The following is a 26,088-nucleotide window of genomic DNA, read 5'->3' on the forward strand; positions in this document are numbered from 1 at the left end:
TCTTCTTTTTTTCCTTTTTGTAATCTATGAATATAGCTTTGAACTTTTTTTATCAATGTCTGAGATAAAATGTATCTTGTTTGATATTGGTGGCGTTTTAGTTGATTGGCACATGTCCTGGATCACTTCAGAGGTATCAAAGCGATTTAAAATTAAAGAATCTCTGATTAATGAAGGCTTTACAAATTATCTTCATGAATTGGATTCTGGATATATTGATGAAAATACCTTTTGGAGAAAAATTGCAGATTACATCGGATCTGAATCACTTAGAAACAATACTGAATCCTTGTGGAGTACCTACTTTAGCAAAAACGCAAAACCAAATCATAGTATCATAAACATTGCAAAAGATCTTCAGACAAACTCTTACACTATGGGAATTATCTCAAACATTGAAAAGATAACACACAAAATTGTTAATGACTGGAATGTTTTGGAACCTTTTGAACACTATTTCATGTCTTATCAAATTGGATTCTCAAAACCAAATCCAAAAATCTACGAACATGTGTTAGAGAGACTTCCGTTTAAGCCCAATGAGGTGTTTTTCATTGATGATAAGCAATCAAATGTTGACGCTGCAAGAAAATTTGGATTAAAATCTGTGCTTTTTGAAGATGATGTCCTATTGAAAAAATCCCTCGATGAATATGGAATCAAAGTGTAATGGATACAAGAAACCCTACATGTTTTTTGGAGTGTGTTGATTAAATTATAATATTTGAAAATTTGCTTATACATGATGACTGACCTTTATGGCCTCCTACCCGAAGAAATGGAGAAATTGGTGATGGATATGGGTTATCAAAGATATAGAGCAGATCAAATACTGCTCCCGTTATACTACAAATTTCCAAAGGATATATCAGAAATTAAACAACTCCCAAAAACAATGAGAGAAGAATTGATTAAAGCAGGATACACAATAGGTTCAACTAAAGAGATTCACCAAGTAGTTAGCAAAGATGGTGAAACAATGAAATTACTTCTCGGCCTTCCTGATGATAATTCTGTTGAAACTGTTCTAATGCAATATCCCTCAACAAAACTTTTTGGAATTCCACGTTCGACAATTTGTGTATCGACTCAAATTGGTTGTGCAATGGGATGTGTTTTTTGTGCAACAGGACAAATGGGATTTGAAACCAATCTTAGAGCTGAGCATATTGTATCTCAGGTAATTCACTTTGCAGAAATTTTACAAAAACGCAATCAGCATGTCACTAATATTGTATTTATGGGAATGGGTGAACCGATGGCAAATTATGATGAGATGATTAAAGCAATTCGCATACTCACACACCCAAGAGGTTTTGGAATTGGTCAACGACATATTACAATATCTACGATTGGTATAACATCGGGAATCGACAAACTTGCTGAAGAAGATCTACAAATCGGTCTTGCAATATCGTTACATGCTCCAAACGATAAACTACGAAAAAAACTTGTTCCAACAGCAGGGCCAAACTCTGTACAGGAAATCATTGATGCTGGAAGACGTTATTTCAAAAAAACAGGACGTCGTGTAACATTTGAGTATGCTTTGATGGAAGGTGTAAATGATTCAATTGAAACTGCAATGGAATTAGCTAATCTTTTGAAAGGAAATGGCTCTCATGTTAATCTGATTCCAATAAATCCTACTGCAGGTGATTTTAAACGACCTTCAACTGGACGTGTTTTAAAATTTGAGCAAATTTTAGTGGATGCTGGAATAAATTGTACTGTTAGGGTCGAAAAGGGTACTGAGATCTCTGCTGCATGTGGTCAATTGCGAACAGATATGATGAACTAATTTTCTAAAATTCTTTTAAAATTCCACAAATTTAATGCCAAATCTGCCTACCTTTGGTAACTGTTAAAATAGGGTCTTTGGGAGTTCTACTCAGATATGGCAACTAAGAAGACCTCTGGTCGCTCACATGGATTTAAGCATAAATCAAGGTCTGTGATGAAGAAAAAATCCCCAAGAGGAGTATCATTCCTACTTAGAGAGTATCAGGAAGGTCAGCAAGCACTTGTCATTATTGATCCTAGACAGCACAAAGGATTGCCACATAGACGATATCATGGCAAAGTTGGTATTGTGACAAATGTAGGTAGACGTGCAGTAACACTAGATGTGAAATTAGGAAATAAAACGAAAACCTTAATCACTAGAATGGATCATATCAAACCGTTCGGTGTATAGAAATGGAAGAGGTAAAAAAGAAACAAAGCATTTCTCTTTCTGAAGTTAAAGAGATTTTAGGAAAAGTTGACGCTGAAGAAATGGATCAAATTCAGCGATGGACCTATGATTATGTTTCAAAATTTGCAAAAATTGATCCTAAAGATGCTAAAGAGATGAAAAAGAAACTCATCAAAGAATGTGAATTAACAGAAGAGGAAGCTGTTGAAATTGTAAACATTAGACCATCTAGCTTGGCAGAACTACGTTCATTCACATTTGGATGGAAGAAACTTATTCTTGCAGAAACTCTAGAAAAAATGCTCAAGATAATCAAGGAGCATTCTTAATCTTTCAGGAGTAGTTTATCTTGCATAGGGCACATTCCCCACCTAGAAAGTATGAAGAGTATGCATATGTTTTAGATTTTAATCCACGAGGAAAATCATCTACTGTTCGTGGACGTGAAGGAATTATCATCACTGCGATTGGCGAAGATCGTTTAACATTACTTGAAATTCTCGGTGTTCCCAACTCTGCTTTTGAAGTGGGAGAACGAATTTACATTGGAAAGGAAGGAAGAACAAAAGTTCTTTCTGTTCTTGGAAAAATGGAATATGATAACATATCTTCTTCTGCTCAGAGTGAATTGCCTGGAGTAGTTGAAAAAATTGTAACTCAAAACGAATCTAGATTTGTAGATTATCTAAACAATGCACAACCCCTTACTCCAAGAATACATGCACTTGAATTAATTCCCGGTATTGGAAAAACATACATGAAAACGATGCTAGAAGAACGAGATAAGAAAAAATTTGAAAATTATCAGGATCTACAAGATAGAGTAGGATTCAAAGATCCAATCAAACACATCTCTGATAGGATAATGGATGAGATTACTGGTGAGAGTAGAATGAATCTCTTCGTCAAGAGATGATTAAGAGAAAAAGACTCGGGCAACACTTTCTAAATTCAAATTCAATTGCACAATCTATCGTTTCTGAGGCTAAAATTACTAAAAATGATGTTGTATTTGAGATTGGAACTGGATTTGGAATTCTTACGCCTTTGTTATGCGCTAAAGCAAAAAAGGTAATTTCAATTGATGCTGACAGTAAACTTTACCAAAATGCCAAGAACCAATTTGATAAAATTGAAAACCTTGAATTGAAGTTAGGTGATGGCTTCAAAACCAAAGATAAATTTACAATATTTGTTTCAAATTTGCCTTACTCTAAAAGCAAAGACGCCATTGAATGGCTTGCACAAAAAAACTTCTCTCATGGGATAGTCATGGTTCAGAAGGAATTTGCTGACAAATTATTTGTTAAAACAAAAGATAGGCGAGCAGTGAACATCATAGCAAACTATGCCTTGGATTTTGAAAAAGTCAGAAATATAGGTAAAAACAACTTTGATCCTCCTCCAAAAGTGGATTCTGTAATACTTAGAGTGACAAAAAAGAAAATTGTTGACAAAAAACTAATCCAGACCATCAACAAGATCTTTTCTTATAGGAGAAAAACACTTCAAAATATTTACAAACAGTTTGGAAAAGAGACAAAGTCTGACAAACGCTTAGATGATCTTTCAGGAGATGAAATAGTTGCCATTGCAAAAGAAATACTTTGAAAATGATGAATATCCTCCATCTGAGGATACTTTCTTCATTGCCTCAAACATAGAAAATGAGAAAGGTGACTCCGCATTAGATGTTGGAAGTGGTTCAGGTTATCTTACCAAACTCTTGTCTGAAAATTTCTTAAATGTGATTGGAACTGACATTAATTTTTCTGTTTTAAAAAACCAGACATACAAAACAGACAATATTGTGTGTTGTAATGGTGCAGATGCATTATTGTTTGAATTTGACTTGATAGTGTGTAATCTGCCTTATCTTGCAACTGATGAAATTCTAGATGTTGCTACTGACGGTGGAAAAGATGGATTTGAAATACCAAAAAAAATATTTGATTCTGTAATTGATAAAATAAGAAAGGGAGGAAAATTCATCTTTGTTACTTCGTCCCTGTCTGATTACCAAAAACTCATTGATTATGTCCAAAAAATAGGCTTGAATCCAAAAATCATTGCAAAAAAGAAACTTTTCTTTGAGGAATTAATTCTTGTTGAAGCAAAACGATATTGATTATTTTCTTAGCTTTTCTTTGGCATAGCCAATGATTGCATCGGTCATTTGAGTGGTGCCTGCACTCCCTCCGATATCCCATGTGACTGCCTTTCCTTCATTGATTACTTTGTCAGTTGCATAGAATATTGCATCTCTGACTTCTTTTTCACCAAGATAATCTGCCATCCAAGCTCCCGATAGAACTGTTGCAGTTGGATTTACTTTATTTTGCCCTGCAAACTGTGGTGCACTTCCATGTGCTGCCTCAAACATTGCATAATTATCCCCGATGTTTGCAGAATAAATTAATCCAATTGAACCTACAAGGGCTGATGCAAGCTCTGAAATGATGTCCATGAACAAATTGGTGCTTACTAGCACAGAACCATTAAACTGATCTGTTGCAATAACCATTTGTTGAGCCATGTTATCAATGTAGATTTCAGATAATTCAATCCCTGTTCCCTCAACTGCTTTTTGTGCTTCATCCCAAAATATTCCGTCAGTTTGTTTTAGGATATTTCTTTTTGTAACTGCGACCATCTTTTTCATATTGTACTTGTTTGCCCAGTCTACTGCTGAATCCAGCAATCTTCTACTACCTTGTCTTGTAATCTTCCTAATTGCAATTGCAGCATCTTCGGTAATTTTTGCTTCTATCCCTGTATAGAGTCCCTCAGTTGCCTCTCTAAAACAAACACAATCTAATTTTCTGTCAGGTGTTAATCTATCATAAGTTTTAGTAGGTCTGATGTTTGCATAAAGATCAAATTTCTGTCTTAATGTGACTGCGACACTTCTAGGTGCTCCGGGAACTGGGATGGTTGTTGTTGGTCCCTTAAAACAACAGTCTGATTCTTCTAAAATCTTCATAGTTGCATCTGGAATGTATGATGCATCTTTTCTGCCATTTTTGTCCCACTGTTCAGAGCCTGCCTCACATAGAACTAATTCTGATTGGAAATTACATTCCTTTAAAACGCGTAACATGGAGTCAACTACTTCAGGACCTATGCCGTCTCCTCTCATTACAGCAGCTTTTTTGCTCAAAACTGCCAAAATTTAATGTGATTATTATTTAATTCTACCTTGAGATGTTTATTTTCCAGAGATATGATTTATAGAGTTGATCTTTTTAAAAATGTAAAATGATTATCGTACAAATATCTGATCTTCATGTAGGTTCTCAATTCTTGCAAGAGAAGTTTGATATTTTGGTTGATGAAATTAACGAACTCAATCCAGACGCTATAATAATTACTGGTGATCTGACAAATGAAGGCTTGATGAAAGAATATAAAAAATGCAGGACTCTATTGACTAAATTTAACACAAAAAAAATTTTTACAGTTAGTGGAAATCACGATTATAGAAACACTGGTTACTTGCTTTTCAAAAAATTTTTCCCTTTTGAAGCAATCAACGAATTAGATGAAAAAATTGTATTGGTTACTCTTGGTACTGCAAGACCTGATAGGAATGAGGGCGAAGTAGGTTATAGACAGAATCTCTGGCTTGAACGAACTATGAAAAAATACAAAGACCGAATTAAAATTCTAGCAATGCACCATCATCTTGTTGCAATACCTGATACTGGTTCTGATCAATTAACCGTAGTTGATGCTGGTGATGTTTTGCGAACCATTATGGATACGAATGTTGATCTTGTTTTATGTGGTCATAAACACAGGCCTTGGATTTGGAATTTTGGAAAGCCAATGGTTGTAAATGCTGGAACTGCTGCATCTGAAAGAGTAAGAGGCATGTTTGAGAATACGTACAACATAATTTCGATTCAGGACAAGAACATTCAAGTTGATCTAAAAATTGTTGGAGGAAAAAGACTACCTCTTGATGAAATAGTGAGTAACTATAGTCAATATGGTGAAGAATGAATTTATTTACAGACTAATTCAATGCATCACAGTGCGGGGATCGCCTAGCCTGGTAGGGCGTGGGATTGCTAATCCCATGTCAGCAATGACACGGGGGTTCAAATCCCCCTCCCCGCGCCATTAAAAATTAAACTTAATAGTCCGCTTTGGACATCTATACTATGGGACGAAGAAAAACACAAAAAATTATTCGCACTGGTCCAAAAAATGCAACAACCGGAATGTGTCCCGTTTGTAAAACTATTGGTAAGGTTTTCCTTCTTGGTCCACCAGGACAAGAGCGTGGAAAATGTGAAAAATGCCGCCAAGAATTTGAAATTTAGTGCAAAAAACTAACGAGCCTATCAACAAATTTACCCATAACTTTTTAAGACAATTTTTTGATGATACATAATCATGAGTTCCGAAGCTGAAACAATCTATGAAAGAGTAGCAAAGCTTGAAGATGAAATCGCTTTACTAAGAAGCGAAGTTGATGTTCTCAAAAGAGCACTTAGAAACAAAATTGCTCGACATGAGATTTCAATGATCAAGAAAGGACAAGATATTAGTTCTATTATTGATTAATTCTTTGTCTTTATACTTCTAATTAGTTCTAAAATAAAATCCACATCTTCTGCATTTGGATTTATTTCTAAATACTTGTTCAGATATTTCAAAGCAATATCTGAATGCAATATTCTTTCTTCTAAGATACCTTTGTCTCTAATATCTTCTGCCGCATCTGGTTCTATTGCTAAAATCATGTCTACACATCTTAGTGCCTTGTCATAAACAAACGATTGAATGTATGAATTTTTTAGATTTCTTGCCATTCTAACAAGCACTTGCTCTGGTGTTATTTCGTCTAGAAACTCTGGCTCAAACTCTAACTGTCCACCAAAATTTGTATCCAGAATTTCTTGTAATTCGTCAATATCTAATAACCTCCCATCATTGAATGGATCTAAAATCATCTCTTCGTTGTATTTTACTAAAACATGTCTTGGAAATCCTACTATCTTTAATTCCAATCCTACAAACTTTGCTATCTCTACATACAAAATTGAAATTGTAATTGGTAATCCTGATTTTTTATCAATTACTTCATTTAGAAAATTATTTTTTGGATTGTAGTAATCATCGTTATCTCCTTGGAATCCAAGATTTTCAAATAGATGTTCATTTAGCATTGATATTAGATATGTTGGATTTTTCACATCGTTAATTGACTCTTTTAATGACATTCCGATAATATTGATTTTATTGATGTATTCATCTATGTTAAGATCAGGATATTCTAATAATTGCGCAAACTTTAGACATTTTTCAACTAGGTTGAAGTTTGGGTTTTTTACAAATGAAACCCATTCTGCAACATAAGGATCAAATTTCTCTTCCAATTATTTCTGGTTAATCCTTTTGAGATATAGGTCTGGTTCCTTGATTTCCCTAGTGTTTGGTGGGATTTCGATCATCTTTCTGAATGCATCCTTGCCTAATTTTTCATAAATTTTCTTTGTAAATTCCTTACCCATACTCTTTCTAACTTGATATGATGAAAAATCCGTGCCCATGTATGTTGTAAGATAGTTTTGAAAGTCAGAATCATCTTTGAGGATATTTTCAATGGCAAATGCTGCCATTCCCTCCATTGCAGTAAAGGCTGCATGGTGCTTTTGAATTGGACCTAACCATCTCTTGTATATGTCCAATAATTGCGGAATTGATTCAGAAATCTTTGGATCAATTTCAACATGTGTGAATGTCATGACATCTGGTCCAATCTGTTCAATAAGAAAATGGTCTGGATTTAAAAAGAAAAATAAGTTTGCCTTCTTAGCAAATGGAAAATCATCAGGCACTGCCTGCAGTTGAAGATATTCGGATAATTTGTTTATTGTTTCTGTATCTAATGAAAGAATAATTCCTGCAAGCTCTTCATTTATTTTATTTACCTGAGTTGCAGATTCCCTGTTAATTTGTTGCAAGTTTTGTTGAGCAGAATGGATTATTTCCTCTAAAACCGTCATTTTTACTGCACCCAGATATCCTGAATTCACTTGCTTAAATTTTGAATCATATGGTTCCCCTTGTTTATGCAAAATTATTTGTGGATATCTTGACAGAATGAATTTGTTTAGATAAATTATATTGTCTAAATAATCTCCATATGTTGTAGTGATTTTTGAAATATATTGAATTGCATATGTTGAATATACTAAATACTTTGCAGTATCATTTTTCATTAACTCTGCAATCTTCTTTAAATTCTCGTCTGCAACTGCCATAAATAATTCATTTACGAATTCTTTTGAATTCTCATCAGAGAACACCTTATCCCCTTTGATTTTTTTAAGCTCTTTTAATTCTGGATATTTGATCTTTATATCTGGAATTTGAATTTCTAGAAATTCTTCAACTTTTTGTTTTAGTGATGGAAAAACATCTTGAGAAATTTTTTCCAATTCTTCAAACTTTACTTTTCCTTCAAGATCCTCATTTGCCTTTTGAGCAAGTTGGGTGATCTCTTTTTCTTCATTTAGCTCTACTGATAATTGACCAAATAATGCCTCTGCAAACTCATCAAACTCGCTCATTTTGAATAAATCCGTGTTCTACTACATTTAATATTATCTTGTTTTGTACCTAAAACAAATTATTAACTCAAAACCTATCTTTTAATATTCAAAATGCATGAATTCAGCCTTCAATACCTTCGATGTGTAAGATGTGGTTCAAAATTAGACTGTGATGTTTTTTCTGAATATTCTGAAATCATTGAAGGACTTTTACAGTGTAAAAAATGTGACTTGCATTTTCCAATAATTGAAAAAATACCTGTTCTTTGGGATGATTTTTCAACATATCTATCTTCTAGAACTGTTCTTGCCGGAAAATTATATCGCACTATCAAAAATGAACGATTAAAACAATTTCTCAAAAAATCTCTCCTAAAAACAAAAAAAACTGATGATAGAACTACACTTGAGGAAAAATGGAGCAAGATATATCAGCAAAGTAGAAATTCTAAATTTTATTCTGTAATTAAACATGAATTAAAACAAATTCCTAGATCTGATCTTGTATTGGAGTATGGCTGTTCTGTAGGATTCATGACTCATTTTTTGGCTAATCGACACGAAGTGGTTTTTGGTGTAGATAGATCATTTAGTGCAATTTCTGTTGCAAAAAAATCCAACAAAAACAATTTGGATTATTTTGTCGCAGATTCTTTATCTGATGTATTTGGTAAAACAAACTTTGATTTGATTTTGGCTCTAAATGTTTTAGAGTTGATTGAACCTGTAAAATTACTGCAACATGCATCAAGACACATCAAGAGGGGCTTCTTTGTCATTTCTGATCCGTATGATTTTGATAGAGGAATAAACTCCGTAAAACATCCTCTGAATGAAACATCTCTTAGACAAAATCTTGAAAAACTTGGATTTTCTATTACTTTAAAAACAAAAAAGCCTTCTTTTCATTCTTGGAATCTTAAAATAAATCCCAGAACCACATTGAATTACAAGGTAGATGTCATTATAGGAAAAAAATAATCTCATATTTTGATAATATGAATTTCCTTTAAGTGGTGCTGTGTAAAATTATTTGCATGACATCTATGTACGATACTGGAATTGTTATTGTAATTGCCCTTGTATCTATTACTGTTAGTTTTACGGCAGATGGTTCGATGACTAAGTTGAAAATTTACATGCCTATTTTTAAAAAACTGATTTATTCTCTTACCTTTTAGAGTATTTGATGGATTTTGAAAAGTTTTGTTCAGACATTATGGCTTTGAACCCAAAAGTCCGTTTTGCAACAATTTATGATGATTGGGGCAAAAAATTAGCAGGAGGTATTAGGGAAGGAGTTGAAAACCTTCTTTCACCACACCAAGAAAAAGAGATGGTAAGCTTATCTGTAATGGACTGGAAGGCACGAAAAGAAATGTCAAAATGGCTAGGAAAAACCATCTATACGCTTGGTGAATATGAGAAAATCAAACGCTTTTCATTTTATCTAGGTCTTGATAATTTGCTTTTGGTTAGTACAGAAAAGGATGCTGATACTAATGAAATAGTAGATGGTGTAATCAAACTCTATTACAAAAATCTTGAATAATCAAATTAATTGATAGTTTCTAGTTAACTGTGTTTTTAATAACAAGTTATTTTTTCAAGATATTGATGCATTGTAACAATACCTGTATACAATACAAGGCAAAAGCCAACACGTATGAGGGAGGCAGATATGAACAGGGACAAAAACGATGCCATCAATGCGAGATTTACCTAAACTGGGATGGTTTATGGTGTCCATGCTGTGGTTATCTCTTGAGAACTAAACCTAGAAGCAAAAAAACAAAACGTAAGAGACACTGATTTTACTTTTTATAGTGATGTATGATGTAACTTTATTATGTTAAAATCTGTAATTGCAATTCTAATTGGAATTATTGTTTTTTTAGTTGGATTGGTGATCGTAATTACTGAAAATTTTGCAACAGAACTTTATGGGGTTGGAATTGGATTGATTGCTTTAGGTATTGCAATTTGTGGTATATCGATATTGGGCAAGATAAAAAATTGGTTTTAACTAAATAAGCTTATGTTGTGAAATTAAACTCAAGTCATGATGAATTGTTATAACAAATTATGGGCATTATATGCTATGTCTCATACAGCAGTTGTACTTGTAACATGTCATCAGAATCAAACTCTTTCTACAAAAAAATCTCTTGCTGAAATACCTGAAATTAAAACGATTAGTACTGTAAAAGGACCCTATGACATTGTAGCTAAAATAAAATCCTCATCTGTAGATGAACTAAAAGAAACCATAACCTCAAATATACGCAAATTGCCTACCGTACGCTCAACACTCACACTAAGAGTCCTTCAGCAATAATTTTACTTGTAACTCATCTGATCATGGTCTGAATTTTAAAAGAAATAACCTACAATTACTTCTATTATTTTTCAACAAACACTTATTTTTTTGAAACAAAAATCCAATGTTTAAAACTACAAAGGTGAAAGAACTTCCTTTTCAGATGTGAAGAAAAGAACTGGAATGAATTAATGACATGTATCCTTCTGTGAAAAATAATGGGAAAATCTAGTTTTGCATTGAAGCATCTGAAATTACCTCTATAGCACGAATCCTGTCCACTACGTTGGTTTTTACATATGACGGATCATTGGAATCAACTTGGGCCAGTACTTCGTTTTGGTTTTTTCGTTCCTGAATGTTTTTGATGTCTCTAAATTCTTTTAGTCTTTCTATTGCTTGATTTCTTTTACCTTCTTTGCATGAAATTAATACATCGAAGACCATGTACAATGTTTGTTATTTTTGGTATTTAATTTTCAATAAGCTAATTTGTTTATAATCCACTCATTAGCTTATTAACACCTATGTGGTATTGTATGTAAATTAATGTATGCAAACAAATCAATCAATGTCATGGAAAGAACTACAAGATCAATTTCAAAATAATCTTGAAAATTTTAACAAACATTTTGCTTTGATTCAAAATTCCGTAAATGAACTTAAAAATATCTATACTAATGTAATGGAAAAATCTAAGGATGACTCATATGAACTCAGAAAGGAATTTGCTAATTTATGGTTAAGTAAAATTGATGTATCTGATAATGATTCTCTTTTGGCAATACGTGATGAATATGATACTTTTCTAAATGGTCCGAAACCTGTTGTTTCTGATTTTAAAAATTTTGAGGCTGCATTAGAACAAAAATTATATCTAAAATCTATCAGTTCACTTAAAGCCTATGATGAATTTATGCATGAATTTTTTAGAACCTGGAAAACAATGTGGAAGAATAAGCGTAAATAATTTTTAAATTATGAACACCATGTTTGTTTTCAGTTTATTTTATGATCTCAATAATGCTGACTAATGTGTTAGAATTTATTTCTGATTTGAAATCTAGAATGCTATAATTTTGACTCTCCTATTGCTTAAAACACATCTAACATTCCCAAAAATTCGATGATGAAAAAAGTTGATGTCCTCTTAATTAATTTATAAATAAAACAAAAAATGAAGAAATTCTTGCTGCTATCCAAATAATCCGCTAGCAACAAGATATGCTCCAGCTCCCATTCCCATCATTGCACCTATTCCCATACAGATTAGATCAAACTTTATGATTTTTTTGAATGGGGCGTGGACTGTTTGTTCCAATGTATCTTGTGTTTTCATGATTGTGTTTAGTTTTCGTTCTTCATAGATTTTGGTAAGCTAAGATTATGACTAATCAATATGAGCATTAATCATACTGTGATTTCATGCGAGAACAAATATTTTCTAGATCCGAACAATCTTGTGATTTTTTGTAATCATAATGTTCTCGCATTTATCTAAAAATAAAATTATGGCACTATTTTGTGAGGTATGGTTTGTGTTGTTATTCGTACTCTTAAGTTATGGAATTAAGGGCTAGTTTTTAGTTTCAAACATGTGGTAAAGAAAATTTTCAAATCTCTATTAGAGATTGGGGCATAAACTGGAAAATTCGTTTAATACTTTTTTCAGATATTCTTTGTAATGAACAAATTCATAATCACTACAATCATCGTAGTTGTTGCAGGCATATCTGTTGCTTTTGCAAGTCCTCTATTCTATAACACCGAAATCAATGAACCTCTTCCTGATTCTATGATGGAAGACACTATGATGGAAGACACTATGATGGAAGACACTATGATGGAAGACACTATGATGGAAGACACTATGATGGAAGACACTATGATGGAAGACACTATGATGGAAGACACTATGATGGAAGACACTATGAGAAAATCATATTCTGGAACCTTTGTAGGTGTAGGTGACGGCATTCATGATGTGAAAGGAGAATCTCGAGTACTTTTCTTAGATGATGGAAGAGACGTACTTAGGCTTGAAAATTTCAAATCCACAAATGGCCCTGATCTCTATGTGTATCTTTCAACTGATACTAAAGCCACAAACATTGTTAATCTTGGTGCATTAAAAGCCAACATAGGTAATCAAAACTATGAAATTCCTGATGGTACAGATTTGGAAAAATATAATCATGTCTTGATCTGGTGCAAGTCTTTTAGTGTCTTGTTTGGCAGTGCAGAACTTACTGCTACCTCTTAATTTTTTTAATATGAGTGTAAATCTGATTTCTTACAATATAGAAAAAATATCTAAAGATAAACTGGAAAATCAAAAGGAATCGTATTTGAAAGATTTATCTGCTTTATCTCAAAACTTTCATGATAGAATGTTTTCTTCTGTAATTTCTATGCTGCAACCTATGTCGATTTCCTCTTTTATATCTGGACTAATTTGCAGTTTTGATGATGGTTCATCACATATCAATTACAACGAATCAAGACAATTCAAACTGATTTTGTGGTCTATCATAGGTGCTACTCGTGGAGGACCAAACCGTGCAAGAATACTGAATATTTTGATAACTGATCCATTAAACTCACATCAAATTGCAAAAAAACTACACCTTGATCACAAAACTATAAGACATCATTTGAAAATACTTGTAAAAAATGATCTGATAAAAAAATCTTCTGAGGAATCATATGGTGCAACATATGTTCTGACAAGTATTATGCAAAAAAATGTGGAAATTTTAAAAGAGATTGTAACTAAGATGGGTGATAATTAATGACTGAAATGTTTGATTATACTTTTGCTGCTGTAATTTTTGCTTTTGTGAATATTGTTTTGCTTGGAATACTGATTACAACATATGCACAAAACCTTCGAGTAATTCGTTCTTACTTTACTGTAGGTATGGTCTTTGTTGCAGCTATGCTATTGATTCAGAATATCATGATTATTGGATTATGGTCTACTTTGTATATGGAAAGCTCTGAATTTATGAAAACGGTAGATATGATGTCTCATTACATGTTTGTGATAAATTTAGTCCAAACAATTGGTTTGAGTATTTTGGTTTGGATTACACGTAGATAATAAGTGATATTATGCTAGTTTGAATTTTATTCAAAAATAATTTGTGAATGCCGGGGGCGAGTTTCGAACTCGCGACCTCCAGATTATGAGTATTGCCTTAGTTGGAGAACCGCTAGAGTTTACCAAGTGAACTGGCACTCTAACCAGGCTGAGCTACCCCGGCATGACTAAAGGGGCAAAATTTGGGAAATTAAATGCTACGTATGGATTTTTTTAGTGATTTTCTACTCTAGCAATTTCAGACCAATTCACTTTTTCATTTTGAACCCATAGGAATTTTTTCTGCAATGCTGAAGTGTACAATTTTTCCCACTCTGCACCCATCTCGTCAGTCCATGCTTTGAACACACGAGGATCGATATAATTTCTCAATGAAGTTCCTAAATTGTAATCTCTTGTTTTTTCAGACAGGTCTATTTGCAACTTTAGTTTCTCAATTCTATCTTTGTGTTTTGCTTTTCTGCTTTTGATTTGTTCATTTAATGTCTTGATTCTCTTTGTCTTTGTCTTCTTTTGAGCATCTGTTTTAGGCTCAGAACTTTCAACTTTCTTTAGAGTTTCTTCAGCTTTCTCCCAAGGTTTTTCTTTGCTGATTTTTTTGAGAGTGTCTTTTTTCTTTTGTAATGACTGTTCAAAGGTTTTAGGTATGGTTCTCTTATGATTACACATTATTGCTGCTTCTAAGTTTGCAATTTTAGCATGGTATAATTTTTCATTATCTGATTTCTTTTTTACATCTGTATGTTCTTTGAGGTAATTTTTTACTTTTGTTGTTGCTAAATATGTTCTAAAAACTTTGGCAGTTAATCCTTTTACAATTCCTGAGAAATATGCATTAACATGTCTTGATGTAATATCGTGGAAAATTTCATCTTTGGGTTTTTTCTTATCGATGAGTTTCTTGAGGTTTTCTTGGAATTGTTTATCATTTCCTTCAGCTTTTACTGTTTCTTGCCATCTGACACTATCTTTTCCCAAAAAGTCAAATTCTATAGCATCTGAAGTAATCTTGACATGTTCTTTTCTTAGGGTCGTAGCTCCTACAGTGTCTGCTTCATCAGGATCTTTTTCATCTCCTACTCTCATTGCAGTTCTGTAAATTAAATAACATGCAGTAGCAATTCTACTTATTTTCTCATCCTTACTTTTCATATCTTTAACCATTCTGTCTTTTATCTTCTCAATTTCTTTTGCAAGCTTTACTGCTTTTTCATACTTTGCTTTGTCTCTGTCTTGTTTTAATCCAGCCGTATCTGCAAGCCATACATACTTTCTTTTCTGTGTTAGAAAGTCCATCCAACTTGCAAGCCACATGGAATCTTTATCATGAATAATTTTACCCCAATCACCTTTGGGAACTTTTGCTTCCTTTCCAAGATTTAGCGTAACATCTTTTGCAGTAATTCTGGGTTTCCATCTTCCTCTAAGTGGATGCTCTCCTCTCCCAATGAATATTCCAGGAGGCTCTGCCATGTAGTTTGCAACTTCGACTTCTTTTCCATCCATTATTGCAACTCCGTATTTTGCTTTGAGCTCTTCTCGTAGTTCTTTTCTCTTCTTTGCTAATTCTTTTTTCTCATCCTTTGACATCATTTCTTTTAGATCTTTTTCTTTGTCAACAAGCTTGTAGGCATGAGAAAAATCAATGTCTTCATATGAAATATTCCTGAATTTTGATGGGAGTGTTTTTGCAAAATCTGCTGTAAAATTTTTCTGAAAAACTTTGTCTTGTACATATGGGGTGTCTTTCTTTTTTGCCCATTGGTAGATCATCTCTTCTTGGTCTATGTTGAGATTTACAGGCTCTCCTTTGATCTTTATCTTAATTCCTTGTGACTCGTATGCAGGAGGAAACAAGATTCCATTGTGTTGTAGCGTTTTCCATTTCGTCATTATTTTCACTTTAAAACTGCGGACTTTGACAAAAACTGTATTCTATGTGTATATCAATTTAACGAAGTACTTTATTCACTAGGAAAAAGCTCCTTACTCATGTATTTCTCAAATTCTATGTCTGTTTTCATCTTTTTTGCCTCCATGAACATTGCAGCATCTGTACCTACAATGTATCTTGGTTGGATCTCTTTGTCGTGAATTGCCTTAATTATTGCTTCAGCCACTTGGGATGGCGCAGTTCCCATCTCTGCCATCATTTTGATGCCTGTTAGGATATGGCTAGTCAATTCATTATATTTTGGATCAGACTTTGAATCTGGAATTTTCATAGATTCAAAAAAGTTGGTTTTTACAACTCCTGGTTCAATTAATGTAGTCTTAATTCCAAACATTCCAAGCTCATATCTTAAGCATTCAGTTAGACCTTCTAGGGCAAATTTTGAACTTATGTATGCTGGAGAACCAGGCAGCCCCATTCTTCCTGCAACTGAACTCACATTAACTATGATTCCAGAATTCTGTTTTCTCATAATTGGAGCAACCTCTTGAATTATTCTAACTATGCTGAAAAAATTTGTTTCAAATTGTTTTCGAAAATCATCAACTGATACATCTTCTGTACATCCGAATTGACCATATCCTGCATTATTTACAACAACATCTATCCTCCCACCTTCTGTTATGGTTTTTTTAATTGCAGATGTGATGGATTCTTCTTTATCTACGTCGAGTTCTATAATGTCTATTGGAATGTTTTCCTTTTCTGCAATTTCTCGCAATTTTCCCCCTTTGTTGACATCCCTCATACTTGCAAATGTATGGTACCCGTCTCTTGCAAGAGCAAGTGATGTTTCAAATCCTATTCCTGATGAACTGCCTGTTACAAGAGCTACTTTTTCCATAATGTTTCTAAATTCTTGTCATATTTATCCCATTTTGATTAAACAAGAGGCCTGTCTCCCTCTGTAGGATCAATTAGTTCTGTTTTTTCTCCGTCATTAATTCTTGATAATACTTCAAGTGCTGAATATTTGTGGAGAAATTCATTGTTGTTTCCACATCTATATGAAAATGTACATCGAGGACATCCTGATTCATTTTTGCATGGACATTCTTTTACAATAAACATGCTCCTTTCAATTGCTTTTTCAAATCTGTCGTAAAGTGCTTTACTTGCACCATTTCCTCCTATGGCACCATCGTATATGAAAATCAAACCTGATGTACCAAGCGAAATTCCTCCCAAATCTTGGGACACTCCACCAGTTATCATATTGCTTCCTTCAATAACTACGTGTTCAGTTGCATGGTATCCGCTAGCCTCTGTATAGTCCTCATCTTCTGCCTTTTGGATTTCCTTTAATGGTCTTGGGGCATGAAATACAATGCCTTTTGTTACAAAATCATACTCTAATGGATAATCAAGCAATATTTTTTCCCCCTGAGTGACCTCTTGACCTAGCTCAATGTTGACATAACCATAGACCTTTTTCTGAATGTGGAGTTTACAAAATGCAACTTCCACTCCAAATGCTTTTCTTCTATCATATACTGTTTCAATAGTTGGCCATTCTTCAGTAAGTGCTTTTGTATAGTATGGATAGTCTCTTGGAATTCTTTCTAATTTTGCATAATTTTTTTTTGGATATCCAAATTCCTTTACTTTGTATCTTGTTCCTGCAAGAAAATAAATTGCATCTTTGTGAAGTTCTTCTAGTGCAATTGGGAGGATTCTGTCACCTACCTTTTTGTCATTTAAGAAAATATCTATTGACTTTCCAATACCTCTGATGCTATAATCATTTAACATTGAACCAATTTTGTCAAAGTTTGGAATTATTCTATTATTGAATTCAACTACATTACCTTCATTGATGTGATAATTGATGACTTCTTGATGTTCTTTTAACTCATGTTTGGAAATTGGTTTGTCACATGCCATTGCTAACACTTGAAATTCTTCTACAAATGGATTCTTTGGATCAATGTATGTTCTTTCAACATCTTCAAAATAATCGTCTGGATGATTCTTATAGTATTGTGAAATTGGATCATTTCCAAGTGCTAAAAACGCATAACCCCTCTGACCTTTTCTTGCAGCTCTTCCAATCCTCTGAACTAATCTATTGACTGGGATTGTTGATGAAATAACACAATCTACATTTCCAATGTCTATGCCAAGTTCAAGTGTAGGTGTACATGATATAGCTGCGAGTTTGTCTTCTTTGAAATCTCTTTCAACTGATTTTCTGTAATTTACCATCAATCCTGCTCTGTGAACTTTGATGTTGACTTTTTGTTTTTTAGCTTGTATTGCTAAAAGTTCAGAGTTTAAATGAGAATTGTTAAAGACCATCGTCTTGTGATTTTCTTCAGTCATTCGTTTTGTCAAATCTACCATCAATGCTCTTTGTGTTCTAAGTGAAGGAAAAAGCATAACAAAATCTGTTTGTCCTTTTCTGCCAGAACCGTGAATTAGGCTCATTTTTTCTCCAAATAATTGCTGACAAAAGTCTTTTGCATCTTTAAGAGTAGCTGATGCTGCGACAAACTGAATCTTTTTTGAGCATATTCTCTTGAGCCTCTTTATGATATAGTGTATATTTGAGCCAAAAATTCCAGAATAAACATGTGTCTCATCAACTACTAGTATTTTGATTGTAGACAGAAGCGATGCAAACTTTGTTTGATGCCACAAGTGATAATGTATGACATCGAAATTTGTCACAATGATTTGTGGTGGGTTTTCAATTATTTCGCGCCTTTCAGATTGTTCTGTGTCTCCATCAAATACGCTTACTCTGATCCCTATCTTTTTTGCAAATTTCTGAATTTTTGGATATTGATCTCGTGACAAAGCCTTTGTGGGGTATACAAACACCGCAAAAACATTTGATGTTTGGTCTGCATTTTTTTTGATCTTTTGAATAACTGGAATCAAAAATGCCTCTGTTTTACCTGAAGCAGTAGGAGCTTCAATGATTATGTTTTCTCCAAATGATATTTCTTGAATTGCGTCTTCCTGAAATTTGTAAAACTGTTCTATTCCTATTTCCTTGAGATAACTTGTAATTGATTCATCCAGTCCAACCTCTTCTACTATAGAGCCCATTTCTGGCTCTGGATTTTTAAGAATCTTGTACTGAGATACATAATCTTTTTTTGAATAAAGAATTGACTCTGTTATTTTGTCTGGATTTTGCTTTCCGATCATCTCTTTGATCTCATTTTCTGCCCTTACAATTCCCTCTTCCTTTAGATCATCTGAGATTCCTTTTTCTGATACTGAACCTTCATCAAATCTTGCTAAAAATTCTAAATAAACTTCGTCGATATTTTTCTTAAATTCTAACAGATCTTCTATTCCACAACTGCATGAGATGTGCATTTTTTTGTTGAATGTTTTTTGAATCTCTAATTTTGCTTTGCATTTTGGACATGAAAATTTCAACTATATCACTTATGATGTGTGAAGTTCATGATTTATTGTTTGAGTGTATTTTTCAACTTTCACGACATTATTAAACGAGGATGTAGTCTTTTTGTTAAAAATGAAAAAAATCCAAATCAACAATATCTACAATTCTAATTGTATGGAGGGAATGCTGAGTATTCCAAAAAATAAGGTTGATTTGGTAATTACTGATCCTCCTTTTGCCATAAATTTCAAGGCTAAAAAAGCAAATTATAACCGGTTGTCCTCAAGAGTCATGTCTGGTTATAATGAAATTTTAGCCAAAGATTACTATGATTTTACTTATGAATGGATGAGTCAAGTATATCGAATTCTAAAAAATTCTGGAAGCATGTATGTGTTCTCAGGATGGAATAATCTCAAAGATATTCTTAGGGCTTTAGATGATGTGGGATTCACAACTGTGAATCATATTATTTGGAAATATCAGTTTGGAGTTGTGACAAGAAAAAAGTTTGTCACTTCTCACTATCACTGTCTTTATGTGTGTAAGGATGATAAGAAAAGAAAATTCTTTCCGTTTTCAAGATTCAAAAAAGATTCTAAAACCAAGGAAGGTCGTAGTTTACACTATAAAGACAAAGAAGATGTTTGGGAAATTAAAAGAGAATATTGGACTGGTGATGAAAAAACTCCAACAAAACTACCTGCAGAACTAATAGAAAAATTATTGCAATACTCTAGTCAAAAAAATGATATTGTCTTAGACCCATTTCTTGGATCTGGTCAAGTTGCTGTTGTAAGTAAATCCATGAATAGGAGATTTTTAGGTTTTGAAATTGTTCCTGAATATTACAAATTTGCAAAAAAAAGATTAGACATGAATCTCTACCGAATTAAATCTGATTAATTATTTGATTTATTTTTTGACTTATTCTCTGCTTCGTTTATCTTTTTCTGTCCTATTTTATTTGAGATAATTTTTCTCAGCTCATCATCTGATTTTTCTTCCACCCTTATCCCTAATGATTTTGCAATCATCTCAAGCTTTTGTCTTTCATTTTCTACAGGGCCTGAAACATCCACATTATGGTTTGTAATGTCTTTCATGTGGTTTTGAACATCGTTTTTTGCTTTGTTGTACTCATTGACTGCTTTTCCAATTTTCCTTGCAGCGCCTGGAAGCTGGTTTGTTCCTAAAATCAACACTAGGGCTACAAAAATTATGATTATCCATTCACTCCCTACTATGTTCAATGAATAATCAATCATATCCTAGAATACCTTGATTTGAAATTAAATCTAATGTTGGATTTTTGTGCCTATTTTTCAGTAAACCGCATTGTTGCTGAAAATCACACACGAGAATATCCGTATTTATTTAAAGAACATCTTCATAAATTCTAAACATGAAGAAAATCGAAGTGATAGTTCGACCTGAGCTCAGAGACAAAACTGTCGCTGCAATCAAGAAAAATGGGGTTGGAGGAGTTACCATTCATCATGTACAAGGTCAAGGTTCTGAGGATCCGCCACTTGTTGGTCAGTATTTCTCAAAAGACATGATAATCTGTGTAGTCGATGATCCTAAGTTAGATGATATACTTGATTCAATTGCAAAAGTAGCTTGTACCGGGGAAAAAGGAGACGGTAAAGTCTTTGTAATGGCTGTAGAAGATGCACTTGACATCTGTACTAAAAAACGTGGAACTACATCCATCTAATTTTCTTTTTGCTCTAGATATTTTGAATTCTTTTTGGCTCTAATTTTTTTCTGAATGTTATTGCAATGGCTGTAATTCCTATTCCTATAATTCCAAATACTATGTATGGGGACTGATCTCCAAATGATTGAGTAATCGGCCCCCCTATGGTTGGTCCTATGGCCCATCCTATTCCAAACACAGTTTCATATGCTCCAATAATTTTTCCCGATATTCCTTTTTTTGTTTTACTTAAAATTATTTCAAGTGTTAATGGGAAGAATATGCTAAATCCAAACCCCATCAATACTAATGCAATTCCATATGTTATGATAGACTCTGATACAACTGACAAACCTAATCCTAATGATACTGACATTGCAGCTGCAATCAAAGTATGGCTTGTTTTCCTTGAAAGTTTTCCTGCAAATGCAAGTGACACAACTCTTGATATTCCGAATACAAAATACAAATAGAGAATATCTCTATCTGACATACCATTGTCATTTAGAAATGCTGGATAGATTGTTAAGATAATTCCAAATGATGATGTGAAAAAAACCAATAATATGATGGCTATTGGAAATCTCTTCATTTCTTTGATTGATGCAATTGAAATTTTTTCATGATGGTTTGTAATGCTCTTTCTTGAGGCTAAAATGGCTGAAATTATTGCTGTAGATAAAATAAATCCTGTTATCTGAAATAGTATTCTATATGTGACATCTGCTCCTTCAAGAAATGCATTTCCAATCAATGGGCCTATCATAAAACCAATTACAAAAAACATGGTAAACCAAGAAATGTTCTTGACTCTGTCCTTTTCTTTACTGTGATTTGATATGATTGATTCACATGGTGGCCAGAAAAATGCATGAGCCACCCCTGTCATAATCCTAAACCCCATTATTTCTGGCACTGATTGTGCAATGGATAACAAGTAAATTGATACTGAATTTATTGTGGCACCTAATGCAAGTAGATATCCATTGTTGAATCGGTCTAAAAGAATTCCGACAAATATTGGGATGAACATGTATGGGATGAAATTTGCAAGCCCAATTAGTCCCAGTTCTGAATATGAAGCTCCGATGATATTTTTTGCAAATACTGGGAGGATTGGACCGTGTAATCCATATGAAATTCCTATGATTAATCCTGTAATATTGACAAGAATTAGTATTCTCTTCATTTGTATGCGGCAACCATTATTGCGCCACCCATAAGATCTTTCTCAAACTCTACTTTGGAAAATTTTTCAAGCAGTAATTCTTCAAGTTTTTTATTTTTTGGCCATCTTCTGTAAGTTCCATACAATGTACCAAATTTCAAACCTAGTTTACCTCCTGCAAAGAATGCAAGAATTGGCAAAATACATCTGAGGTAAAATGAAACTCCTAATCTAATAAAACCCTCATCTGGTTTACCTAAATCTACAATGACAAATCTTCCGTCTTTTTTTAGAACTCTATGAATTTCTGAAATTGCTATTCGTAAATTTATTGCATCTCTTAGTGAATACCCGCATAGTACTGCATCAAACTCTTCGTCTCTAAATGGAATGTGCTCAAAAACCCCATTTGCCATATCTGGAGTTTTCTCAAAAAATGTACTTGTATTTTTTAACATTGGTACAAGAGGATCATAAAGGGTGATTGATATTTTACCATCACAAATGTTTAGTGCCGTTTTTGACATATTTCCAAATCCGGATCCTGCATCAAGAATTTTGTTTCCTGGGAACACTCTTCCTGAAATTCCTCTGTTTCTATACTCTATATCTTTTCCAAGAGAAATGTATGAATTGACTTTGTCATAAATTGGGATAATTTCACGTAGTACTTCTATTACTTCACCCCAATAACTTCCTAAACCCATTGTTTATCGACTCTATGAACTAGTTTGAATAGTTTTCAAAATCTTGATTATGCTGTAGAAAATTTGGATACATTTTTTGCATAAGATTCCAACTCTGACTCTGAAATTTTTTCAAAGATTTTCTTTTCAGATGTCACCTTTGCCATTTTAACATGATTCAACCCTTCTTTTTGTTCTGCCTTTAGATTAATTGATGCAATTGCTAATGCTGCAGCATCTTCTAGACTCATTTCTGAATCATAATGTTTTTCCAAAAATGCATTAACTTCATCAGAACCTGCACCAATTGCAATTGCTGCATATTGAACAAAAGTTCCACTTGGATCAGTAACATAGATTTTTTCACCTTGTTGATCAACTCCTGCAATAATCAATGCAACACCGTTTGGACGAACTCCTGAATATTGAGTATATTGATGTGATTGATCTGCCAAGTGCTTTGCAACTGTTGCAACCTCAACTGATTCATCATAAGTCATTTTGTTACCTTGAGAGAATAATCTTGCATTGTCAACTTGTACTCTGGCATCTGGAATGTATCCTGCAGCTGCCACTCCGATATGGAAATCTACTTGGAATATTTTTTGAGTTATATTTGAAGTCTGTAATGCTCTTGGTTTTTCTTCTACTGCCATAATGACTCCCTGTTTTGTCTTGATTCCTAATGCTAGGGTTCCTCTTTTTACAGTCTCCATAGCATACTCTACTTGGTAAATTCTACCATCTGGCGAATACATTGTAGGTGTCATATCATAACCGCGTGATGCCATCATGTCATCACGAGTTCCTCCTCAGTCAATTTAAGGGTAATTATCTTGTCTCTGGATGTGAATTGGATAGGATCTGGAAATAATGTTTTAAGTGATTTCAGCAAATTATGCGTAAGAGCATGACTAATACTCAATTACTTGAATTCAAACAGATGTTAAATTGTAGATCTCAGCCTGAGCATAGAAAACCAGACAAACAGACTAGAAAATTATTGCTTTACTTATTTACAAGCACTAGAGGTGGTTTTACTAGGATGAGAATAATTATGAATTTACTAGAAAAGCCATACAACACACATCAACTTGCCCAAGAATTGGATTTAGATTACAAGGCTGTTCAGCACCATCTCAAAGTTTTAGAAAAAAACAACATGGTAACAAAAATTGGCGAAAAATATGGTGCCCTTTTTCATTTGTCCAACTTCCTTGAAATCAACATTCGTGCACTAGACGAGGCAATTGACAAACTAGACCGAAAAATGAATCACAAGAAAGTTTATCATTAATTCATAATTTATGCGATCTAACTTTCTGAACCAAACTTAAATATAATATGAACAATTCTGAAAAATATCTTGGTCAAGAACGATCCTTTTGAAAATGCAACAAAACAAGTAAATGATGCATGTGATGTTCTTGGCATAAAAGACAAAGGACTGCGTGAATATCTTGCAATGCCTAACAGACTTTTGAGAGTTAAAATTCCAGTTAAAATGGACAACGGAAAAATTAGAGTTTTCACAGGTTTTCGAAGTCAACATAACAATGACAGAGGTCCATACAAAGGTGGTATCAGGTACTTTGATCCAAAAGGTGGAGTTGAATACATGGAACGTGAAGTTATGGCACTTTCATCTTGGATGACTTGGAAATGTGCAATTGTCGATGTTCCTCTTGGAGGTGGAAAAGGTGGAATTTTTGTAAATCCAAAAACTGAAAAACTCAGCGACGGTGAAATGGAAAGACTCACCAGAGGTTTTGCTTACAAAATAGCTGAGGTTATTGGACCAAGAAAAGACATTCCAGCTCCGGATGTTTATACAACTGGAAGAGAAATGACCCAAATTATGGATACATTTAGCAAACTTAACGATAATCAATATTCACCAGGCGTAATTACTGGTAAACCTATCTCAATGGGCGGTTCACTTGCAAGAAATGTTGCAACTGGATTGGGAACTGCTTATTGTGTAAGAGAGGCTGCAAAAGCTCTCAAGATTAAACTAAAAGGTGCCAAAGTTGTATTACAAGGATTTGGAAATGCATCCACCTTTGCAGGAATATATCTTGAGAAGATGGGCGCAAAAATAATTGGTGCAAGTGATTCTAAAGGCTCTATAATTGTCCCAAATGGATTCAAGACTGAAAAACTCATAGCCCATAAAGAAAAGACAGGTTCCGTTGTTAACTTCCCAGGGAGCAAAACAGTCTCTACTGAAGAATTGCTTACAACAAAATGTGATATTCTAATTCCAGGTGCTCTGGAAAATCAGATTGATGCAAAGATTGCAAAAAATCTGAAATGTAAAATTATTGGTGAGGCCGCAAATGGTCCAACTTTGCCAGAGGCAGATCCTATTCTATACAAGAATAAGATATTGGTAATTCCTGATATCTTGGCAAACTCTGGTGGTGTATGTATTTCTTACTTGGAGTGGGTACAAAATAACATGGGTTACTATTGGACCTTTGATGAAGTTGCAAACAAGATGGAAGCAAACATCACAAAAGGATTCAGAGATGCATATGAAATGTCAAAGAAACACAAGATTGACATGAGAAAGGCTGCAATGGCACTTGCAGTTCAAAGAGTTGTAGAAGCATTTGAACAAAAAGGCATTTGGCCATAACTAAAACAGATATGATTCATAACAAACCAGCTGTTCTACAAATACTATTTTTCCTTTAGTTATACTACGTAGCTTTCTTTTGAAAGAAAGATCAATTCTTGTTCTACGTTGTAACAACTGGATTGTTTTTCCTGTTAATGTTCTTCCTTTTCTATCTCTATCAAAAAGAATAATCAGTCTTTCATACTTTGCAACAGAGTCTGCAAAATTTACCATTCCGCCAAACTTGTGAAATTCTAAAATTTTTCCAGAAAAACCCATTTTTCTCAGAGCTCTTACATCTCTTTTTCCTTCAACAACAACTACACTTTCATTCATAGTGTTTAACTGTGATACAAAATCCTTTATTTCTTGAATTTCTTGCTCGGTTACAAGCACATGATATTTTTC

General features: G+C 33.6%; 35 protein-coding genes and 2 tRNA genes. 23 read left to right on the forward strand and 14 right to left on the reverse strand.

The features are described 5' to 3' along the window. The first annotated feature begins 55 nt into the window (after positions 1 to 55). From NsoK4_RS01330 to NsoK4_RS01360, 7 genes are all read left to right on the forward strand, one after another. Positions 56 to 670, forward strand: coding sequence for an HAD family phosphatase (locus NsoK4_RS01330; RefSeq protein ID WP_211687611.1), 615 nt, complete (start codon positions 56 to 58; stop codon positions 668 to 670). A 75-nt stretch (positions 671 to 745) separates the two neighbouring features. Continuing rightward, entirely contained in the window at positions 746 to 1,801 is a 1,056-nt protein-coding gene (gene rlmN, locus NsoK4_RS01335) for a 23S rRNA (adenine(2503)-C(2))-methyltransferase RlmN (protein WP_211688778.1), read from the forward strand. 96 nt (positions 1,802 to 1,897) lie between these two features. Then, the gene (locus tag NsoK4_RS01340) at positions 1,898 to 2,197 is read left to right on the forward strand and encodes a 50S ribosomal protein L21 (protein ID WP_211687612.1); all 300 of its coding nucleotides are present in this window, start codon (positions 1,898 to 1,900) and stop codon (positions 2,195 to 2,197) included. A 2-nt stretch (positions 2,198 to 2,199) separates the two neighbouring features. Beyond that, positions 2,200 to 2,526 carry an RNA polymerase Rpb4 gene (locus tag NsoK4_RS01345; RefSeq protein WP_211687613.1) on the forward strand — a complete coding sequence of 109 codons (327 nt, stop codon included), beginning with the start codon at positions 2,200 to 2,202 and terminating at the stop codon, positions 2,524 to 2,526. A gap of 20 nt (positions 2,527 to 2,546) precedes the next feature. Continuing rightward, the gene (locus NsoK4_RS01350) at positions 2,547 to 3,113 is read left to right on the forward strand and encodes a DUF655 domain-containing protein (protein ID WP_211687614.1); all 567 of its coding nucleotides are present in this window, start codon (positions 2,547 to 2,549) and stop codon (positions 3,111 to 3,113) included. Further along, positions 3,110 to 3,808: an rRNA adenine dimethyltransferase family protein gene (locus NsoK4_RS01355; RefSeq protein ID WP_211687615.1), complete on the forward strand. Its 699-nt coding sequence runs from the start codon at positions 3,110 to 3,112 to the stop codon at positions 3,806 to 3,808. The genes NsoK4_RS01350 and NsoK4_RS01355 overlap by 4 nt, the downstream gene beginning before the upstream one ends. Next, entirely contained in the window at positions 3,783 to 4,325 is a 543-nt protein-coding gene (locus NsoK4_RS01360) for a HemK2/MTQ2 family protein methyltransferase (protein WP_371816008.1), read from the forward strand. Before NsoK4_RS01355 ends, NsoK4_RS01360 begins: the two co-directional genes overlap by 26 nt. On the opposite strand, the gene NsoK4_RS01365 is transcribed toward NsoK4_RS01360, so the two are convergent. Then, entirely contained in the window at positions 4,326 to 5,357 is a 1,032-nt protein-coding gene (locus tag NsoK4_RS01365; RefSeq protein WP_211687616.1) for an isocitrate/isopropylmalate dehydrogenase family protein, read from the reverse strand. Positions 5,358 to 5,455: 98 nt separating this feature from the next. On the opposite strand from NsoK4_RS01365, the gene NsoK4_RS01370 reads away from it, so the two are divergent. The 4 genes from NsoK4_RS01370 to NsoK4_RS01385 all read left to right on the forward strand — a co-directional run bounded on the left by NsoK4_RS01370 (position 5,456) and on the right by NsoK4_RS01385 (position 6,769). Further along, positions 5,456 to 6,202 (forward strand): metallophosphoesterase, encoded by a 747-nt coding sequence (locus tag NsoK4_RS01370; RefSeq protein WP_211687617.1) that lies wholly within the window; start codon positions 5,456 to 5,458, stop codon positions 6,200 to 6,202. A 33-nt stretch (positions 6,203 to 6,235) separates the two neighbouring features. Beyond that, a tRNA-Ser gene (locus NsoK4_RS01375) sits at positions 6,236 to 6,322 on the forward strand. Between the two features lie 41 nt (positions 6,323 to 6,363). Continuing rightward, positions 6,364 to 6,525 carry a hypothetical protein gene (locus NsoK4_RS01380; RefSeq protein ID WP_211687618.1) on the forward strand — a complete coding sequence of 54 codons (162 nt, stop codon included), beginning with the start codon at positions 6,364 to 6,366 and terminating at the stop codon, positions 6,523 to 6,525. A 73-nt stretch (positions 6,526 to 6,598) separates the two neighbouring features. Continuing rightward, positions 6,599 to 6,769 carry a hypothetical protein gene (locus NsoK4_RS01385; RefSeq protein ID WP_211687619.1) on the forward strand — a complete coding sequence of 57 codons (171 nt, stop codon included), beginning with the start codon at positions 6,599 to 6,601 and terminating at the stop codon, positions 6,767 to 6,769. On the opposite strand, the gene NsoK4_RS01390 is transcribed toward NsoK4_RS01385, so the two are convergent. Together NsoK4_RS01390 and NsoK4_RS01395 are read right to left on the reverse strand one after the other, a co-directional pair. Then, positions 6,766 to 7,584 carry a SirB1 family protein gene (locus NsoK4_RS01390; protein WP_211687620.1) on the reverse strand — a complete coding sequence of 273 codons (819 nt, stop codon included), beginning with the start codon at positions 7,582 to 7,584 and terminating at the stop codon, positions 6,766 to 6,768. The genes NsoK4_RS01385 and NsoK4_RS01390 overlap by 4 nt on opposite strands. Beyond that, complete coding sequence (locus tag NsoK4_RS01395) at positions 7,585 to 8,781, reverse strand: hypothetical protein (protein ID WP_211687621.1); 1,197 nt, start codon at positions 8,779 to 8,781, stop codon at positions 7,585 to 7,587. It abuts the gene before it with no gap. Positions 8,782 to 8,874: 93 nt separating this feature from the next. Here NsoK4_RS01395 and NsoK4_RS01400 point away from each other — a divergent pair, with 93 nt between their 5' ends. The 4 genes from NsoK4_RS01400 (at position 8,875) to NsoK4_RS01415 (ending at position 11,101) form a co-directional block, all read left to right on the forward strand. Continuing rightward, a complete protein-coding gene (locus tag NsoK4_RS01400) occupies positions 8,875 to 9,744 on the forward strand; it encodes a methyltransferase domain-containing protein (RefSeq protein WP_211687622.1) in 870 nt (289 codons plus the stop codon). A 208-nt stretch (positions 9,745 to 9,952) separates the two neighbouring features. Beyond that, positions 9,953 to 10,315 (forward strand): DUF6659 family protein, encoded by a 363-nt coding sequence (locus NsoK4_RS01405; RefSeq protein WP_211687623.1) that lies wholly within the window; start codon positions 9,953 to 9,955, stop codon positions 10,313 to 10,315. A gap of 297 nt (positions 10,316 to 10,612) precedes the next feature. Then, on the forward strand, positions 10,613 to 10,789 hold the full coding sequence (locus tag NsoK4_RS01410) for a hypothetical protein (protein WP_211687624.1): 177 nt from the start codon (positions 10,613 to 10,615) through the stop codon (positions 10,787 to 10,789). Between the two features lie 75 nt (positions 10,790 to 10,864). Then, positions 10,865 to 11,101: an Lrp/AsnC ligand binding domain-containing protein gene (locus tag NsoK4_RS01415; protein WP_211687625.1), complete on the forward strand. Its 237-nt coding sequence runs from the start codon at positions 10,865 to 10,867 to the stop codon at positions 11,099 to 11,101. A gap of 210 nt (positions 11,102 to 11,311) precedes the next feature. Here the strand turns inward: NsoK4_RS01415 and NsoK4_RS01420 are convergent, their stop codons facing one another. Next, positions 11,312 to 11,530 carry a hypothetical protein gene (locus NsoK4_RS01420; protein ID WP_211687626.1) on the reverse strand — a complete coding sequence of 73 codons (219 nt, stop codon included), beginning with the start codon at positions 11,528 to 11,530 and terminating at the stop codon, positions 11,312 to 11,314. 106 nt (positions 11,531 to 11,636) lie between these two features. Here NsoK4_RS01420 and NsoK4_RS01425 point away from each other — a divergent pair, with 106 nt between their 5' ends. Further along, a complete protein-coding gene (locus tag NsoK4_RS01425) occupies positions 11,637 to 12,053 on the forward strand; it encodes a hypothetical protein (protein ID WP_211687627.1) in 417 nt (138 codons plus the stop codon). A gap of 225 nt (positions 12,054 to 12,278) precedes the next feature. Here the strand turns inward: NsoK4_RS01425 and NsoK4_RS01430 are convergent, their stop codons facing one another. After that, a complete protein-coding gene (locus NsoK4_RS01430) occupies positions 12,279 to 12,422 on the reverse strand; it encodes a hypothetical protein (RefSeq protein WP_211687628.1) in 144 nt (47 codons plus the stop codon). A 345-nt stretch (positions 12,423 to 12,767) separates the two neighbouring features. Between NsoK4_RS01430 and NsoK4_RS01435 the strand changes: the two genes are divergently transcribed. The 3 genes from NsoK4_RS01435 to NsoK4_RS01445 are packed head-to-tail and all read left to right on the forward strand — an operon-like array spanning position 12,768 to position 14,186. Next, the gene (locus NsoK4_RS01435; RefSeq protein WP_211687629.1) at positions 12,768 to 13,346 is read left to right on the forward strand and encodes a DM13 domain-containing protein; all 579 of its coding nucleotides are present in this window, start codon (positions 12,768 to 12,770) and stop codon (positions 13,344 to 13,346) included. A 10-nt stretch (positions 13,347 to 13,356) separates the two neighbouring features. Next, on the forward strand, positions 13,357 to 13,875 hold the full coding sequence (locus tag NsoK4_RS01440) for a transcriptional regulator (RefSeq protein ID WP_211687630.1): 519 nt from the start codon (positions 13,357 to 13,359) through the stop codon (positions 13,873 to 13,875). Continuing rightward, positions 13,875 to 14,186, forward strand: coding sequence for a hypothetical protein (locus NsoK4_RS01445; protein WP_249111089.1), 312 nt, complete (start codon positions 13,875 to 13,877; stop codon positions 14,184 to 14,186). The genes NsoK4_RS01440 and NsoK4_RS01445 overlap by 1 nt, the downstream gene beginning before the upstream one ends. A gap of 48 nt (positions 14,187 to 14,234) precedes the next feature. Here the strand turns inward: NsoK4_RS01445 and NsoK4_RS01450 are convergent. The 4 genes from NsoK4_RS01450 to NsoK4_RS01465 form a co-directional block, all read right to left on the reverse strand. Then, positions 14,235 to 14,349: transfer RNA gene (locus tag NsoK4_RS01450), tRNA-Met, on the reverse strand. Between the two features lie 50 nt (positions 14,350 to 14,399). Then, positions 14,400 to 16,079, reverse strand: a complete 1,680-nt coding sequence (locus tag NsoK4_RS01455) for a DNA topoisomerase I (protein WP_211687631.1) — start codon at positions 16,077 to 16,079, stop codon at positions 14,400 to 14,402. A 71-nt stretch (positions 16,080 to 16,150) separates the two neighbouring features. Further along, complete coding sequence (locus tag NsoK4_RS01460; RefSeq protein ID WP_211687632.1) at positions 16,151 to 16,984, reverse strand: SDR family oxidoreductase; 834 nt, start codon at positions 16,982 to 16,984, stop codon at positions 16,151 to 16,153. Between the two features lie 38 nt (positions 16,985 to 17,022). Then, the gene (locus NsoK4_RS01465) at positions 17,023 to 19,533 is read right to left on the reverse strand and encodes a DEAD/DEAH box helicase (RefSeq protein ID WP_211687633.1); all 2,511 of its coding nucleotides are present in this window, start codon (positions 19,531 to 19,533) and stop codon (positions 17,023 to 17,025) included. A 100-nt stretch (positions 19,534 to 19,633) separates the two neighbouring features. Between NsoK4_RS01465 and NsoK4_RS01470 the strand changes: the two genes are divergently transcribed. Then, the gene (locus NsoK4_RS01470; protein ID WP_211687634.1) at positions 19,634 to 20,407 is read left to right on the forward strand and encodes a site-specific DNA-methyltransferase; all 774 of its coding nucleotides are present in this window, start codon (positions 19,634 to 19,636) and stop codon (positions 20,405 to 20,407) included. Here NsoK4_RS01470 and NsoK4_RS01475 read toward each other — a convergent pair. Beyond that, positions 20,404 to 20,769, reverse strand: coding sequence for a twin-arginine translocase TatA/TatE family subunit (locus tag NsoK4_RS01475; RefSeq protein ID WP_211687635.1), 366 nt, complete (start codon positions 20,767 to 20,769; stop codon positions 20,404 to 20,406). The genes NsoK4_RS01470 and NsoK4_RS01475 overlap by 4 nt on opposite strands. A 137-nt stretch (positions 20,770 to 20,906) precedes the next feature. Here NsoK4_RS01475 and NsoK4_RS01480 point away from each other — a divergent pair, with 137 nt between their 5' ends. Further along, positions 20,907 to 21,221, forward strand: a complete 315-nt coding sequence (locus tag NsoK4_RS01480; protein WP_211687636.1) for a P-II family nitrogen regulator — start codon at positions 20,907 to 20,909, stop codon at positions 21,219 to 21,221. 13 nt (positions 21,222 to 21,234) lie between these two features. Here NsoK4_RS01480 and NsoK4_RS01485 read toward each other — a convergent pair whose 3' ends face one another. Genes NsoK4_RS01485 through NsoK4_RS01495 form a run of 3 tightly spaced genes read right to left on the reverse strand, consistent with a single transcriptional unit; the run spans position 21,235 to position 23,851 of the window. Next, a complete protein-coding gene (locus tag NsoK4_RS01485) occupies positions 21,235 to 22,392 on the reverse strand; it encodes an MFS transporter (RefSeq protein ID WP_211687637.1) in 1,158 nt (385 codons plus the stop codon). Continuing rightward, positions 22,389 to 23,078, reverse strand: a complete 690-nt coding sequence (locus tag NsoK4_RS01490) for a class I SAM-dependent methyltransferase (protein WP_211687638.1) — start codon at positions 23,076 to 23,078, stop codon at positions 22,389 to 22,391. Before NsoK4_RS01490 ends, NsoK4_RS01485 begins: the two co-directional genes overlap by 4 nt. A gap of 47 nt (positions 23,079 to 23,125) precedes the next feature. Further along, a complete protein-coding gene (locus NsoK4_RS01495) occupies positions 23,126 to 23,851 on the reverse strand; it encodes an archaeal proteasome endopeptidase complex subunit alpha (RefSeq protein ID WP_211687639.1) in 726 nt (241 codons plus the stop codon). 116 nt (positions 23,852 to 23,967) lie between these two features. On the opposite strand from NsoK4_RS01495, the gene NsoK4_RS01500 reads away from it, so the two are divergent. After that, positions 23,968 to 24,354 carry a winged helix-turn-helix domain-containing protein gene (locus NsoK4_RS01500; RefSeq protein WP_211687640.1) on the forward strand — a complete coding sequence of 129 codons (387 nt, stop codon included), beginning with the start codon at positions 23,968 to 23,970 and terminating at the stop codon, positions 24,352 to 24,354. 69 nt (positions 24,355 to 24,423) lie between these two features. Further along, positions 24,424 to 25,698: a Glu/Leu/Phe/Val dehydrogenase gene (locus NsoK4_RS01505; RefSeq protein WP_211687641.1), complete on the forward strand. Its 1,275-nt coding sequence runs from the start codon at positions 24,424 to 24,426 to the stop codon at positions 25,696 to 25,698. On the opposite strand, the gene NsoK4_RS01510 is transcribed toward NsoK4_RS01505, so the two are convergent. Further along, a complete protein-coding gene (locus NsoK4_RS01510) occupies positions 25,699 to 26,076 on the reverse strand; it encodes a toprim domain-containing protein (protein WP_211687642.1) in 378 nt (125 codons plus the stop codon). Positions 26,077 to 26,088: the final 12 nt, after the last annotated feature.

The organism is Nitrosopumilus sp. K4 (assembly GCF_018128925.1).
In the GTDB taxonomy this organism is placed as follows: domain Archaea; phylum Thermoproteota; class Nitrososphaeria; order Nitrososphaerales; family Nitrosopumilaceae; genus HKST03.